Raw genomic sequence first — 2,548 nt, forward strand, 5'->3', positions numbered from 1 at the left:
TGATTTCCAGCGACTGGAGGAAATTGCCCGTTTATCAACGGTGCCGCTGGCGCTGCATGGCGGCAGCGGGACGCCGTTTGACCAGCTACAGCGCTGCCCGACGTTTGGCGTCGCCAAGATAAACGTTGGCGCGGCGGTTTTCGAAGCCGGAAAGGCTGCACTACTGCATACCCTGTGTCGCGACACATCCGGTGAACTCGTTGATGCCCTGGCCCTGATGGAGCAGGCCTGCGAGGAAGCCATTATTCCGTACCTGCAGGCCAGCGGCGCTATCGACAAAGCCTGATTCATTTTCTGTAACGCCTTCTATGCCTCTGCGACGACGCACTGGCAGGGCTTTCTACACCCTGAAACTGGAGAATTAACATGTTAGTTTCGATGAAAGAATTACTGCAACCTACCCGTCAGCACGGTTTCGCCATCGGCGCATTCAACGTGGCGGACAGCTGCTTTGTACGTGCAGTAGTGGAAGAAGCGGAAGCAACCAATACCCCGGCGATTATCTCCATTCACCCCAGCGAACATGATTTTGTAGGCGATGCGTTTTTTAGCTACGTCCGTGATATCACTCTGCGCAGCCCGGTTCCCTTTACTCTGCATCTGGACCACGGCGCTTCGGTCGAGCATGTCCTGCGGGCGATTCAGTGTGGGTTTACCTCGGTGATGATTGATGGCTCGCTGTTGCCGTATGAAGAGAACGTGGCGCTGACCCGCGAAGTGGTCAAGCTGGCGCATGCGGTAGGCGTTTCGGTGGAGGGGGAACTGGGTACGATTGGTCAAACCGGGACGTCAGTGGAAGGTGGCGTATCGAAGGTCACTTATACCGATCCTGATCAGGCACAGGATTTTATCGCCCGTACCGGCGCGGACACGCTGGCGGTGGCGATTGGAACCGCACACGGCATCTACCCGAAAGGGATGCAGCCAGAGCTGCAAATGCACATCCTGCGCGAGATTGCCGGGCGAGTAGACATTCCGCTGGTGCTGCACGGAGGTTCCGCGAACCCGGATGCGGAAATTGCCGAATCCGTTACGCTGGGCGTTGGCAAAATCAACATTTCCAGCGATATGAAATACGCTTACTTCCAGAAAGTCCGCGAAATCCTGGCGAAAGAAACCTGGTGGGACCCGAACGTTATTTACCCGGAAGCCATTAGCGCCGCGCGGGATGTGATCCGTCACAAAATGAAACTGTTCGGCTCAACCGGCAAAGCGTCACTTTACTAACCGCATACAGGCGGGGTGACCCGCCTTTTTCGCAACAAGGAAAAGTGGAATGAAGCGTTCACACATTAATTATGCCGTCGATAAAGCGCATGCCATCGCCGAGACTTTTCGGGTTTGCCTGCCTGACTTTGCGTATTTTACGGCTGATGCCTGGCGGCAACAGGATCATACTCTGTGGCGTGAAGTGCTCGATCTCCAACTGGGCTGGGATATAACCGACTTTGGGCGCGGAGATTTTGCGCAAACGGGGCTGACGTTACTGACGTTGCGCAATGGTCAGTTAGGGTCAGCCAGCTACCCCAAACCGTACGCCGAAAAGATGCTGCAGATTCAGCAGGATCAGCAGACGCCATGGCATTTTCATCGCCATAAAATGGAAGATATCGTTAACCGCGGCGGCGGTGATTTATGTATGCAGTTGGCGTGGGCTACGCCTGATGACGGGTATGATGCCCGGCGCATTGTTGAGGTTAGCGTCGATGGTCAGCGGCGTTCCGTTGACGCTGGCGAGACGCTGGTATTGAAACCGGGGCAGGGGGTATGCCTGCCGCCGCGGTTGTATCATCGCTTTTGGGCGGAGAAAGCGTTCGTGCTGGGCTGGGAGATCTCGATGGTCAATGACGACCTGCATGACAATCACTTCCTTGAGCCAGGCGGTCGCTTCCCGGCGATAGAAGAGGATGAGCCGGTGAAGTGGCTGTTGTGCAGTGAATATGCGCGCTTACAGCGATAAACGGCGACCCGGTCGGCAAATCGCCGCCGGGCCGTCAGATTTTACTGCGCAGCGGGTGGGGCGGTAACTTCACTACCGGATACCACGCCCGCCTGCATGGTTTGCGTTACCTGCTGTTTCTCCACGTTCACCGCATGCAACTGGCCGCTGACCGTTGGCTTGAGTGGCGCATCGGCTTGAATATTGCCGCTGGCGGTAAGCTGGATGTTACCGTCGCCGGAAAGCGGCAGTGCGGGCCATCCCCACTGCTGCAGAATCGTCATTGGCACGCCGCGCCCGTTCAGGCTGACCTGAGTTTGACGCTGAGGCAACTGTGAAATACTGGCAGTGGCCTCCAGCAACCCTTTTTCCGTATAGGCGCTTAGTTCGCTGATATTGATGGTGCTGCTGTTCGCCGTCAGCGCCAGCGAAGGACGACGCACGTCGGTGCGGTTAAAGGTGCCGGCAGCGGCGTTGAGGTTAGCGCTCCCGCTCCAGATCCCCCACTGATTGTTCTGCACCAGCCCGAGGTTAGCACCGTAGCCGTCCAGCGCGGTGAGCTGCCATGGGAAGCTCGGGTCGATATCAATCACCAGATTACGGCTGGGG

At 57.0% G+C, this 2,548-nt stretch carries 3 protein-coding genes and 1 pseudogene; 3 read left to right on the top strand and 1 reads right to left on the bottom strand.

Translation table 11 applies throughout. The annotated features are described in order from the left end of the window. The 3 genes from FDW87_RS22485 to FDW87_RS12540 all read left to right on the top strand — a co-directional run. On the top strand, positions 1–286 hold a 286-nt coding region (locus FDW87_RS22485; RefSeq protein ID WP_252363151.1), incomplete at its 5' end, for a class II fructose-bisphosphate aldolase. 80 nt (positions 287–366) lie between these two features. Next, positions 367–1,227: a ketose-bisphosphate aldolase gene (locus FDW87_RS12535; protein ID WP_016155012.1), complete on the top strand. Its 861-nt coding sequence runs from the start codon at positions 367–369 to the stop codon at positions 1,225–1,227. Positions 1,228–1,276: 49 nt separating this feature from the next. Beyond that, complete coding sequence (locus FDW87_RS12540) at positions 1,277–1,960, top strand: D-lyxose/D-mannose family sugar isomerase (RefSeq protein ID WP_016155011.1); 684 nt, start codon at positions 1,277–1,279, stop codon at positions 1,958–1,960. 41 nt (positions 1,961–2,001) lie between these two features. On the opposite strand, the pseudogene FDW87_RS22490 reads toward FDW87_RS12540, so the two are convergent. Then, a pseudogene (locus FDW87_RS22490) lies at positions 2,002–2,548 on the bottom strand (AsmA family protein); the annotation flags it as partial.

This window comes from Citrobacter sp. wls826 (genome assembly GCF_005281245.1).
Taxonomy (GTDB): Bacteria; Pseudomonadota; Gammaproteobacteria; order Enterobacterales; family Enterobacteriaceae; genus Citrobacter; species Citrobacter braakii.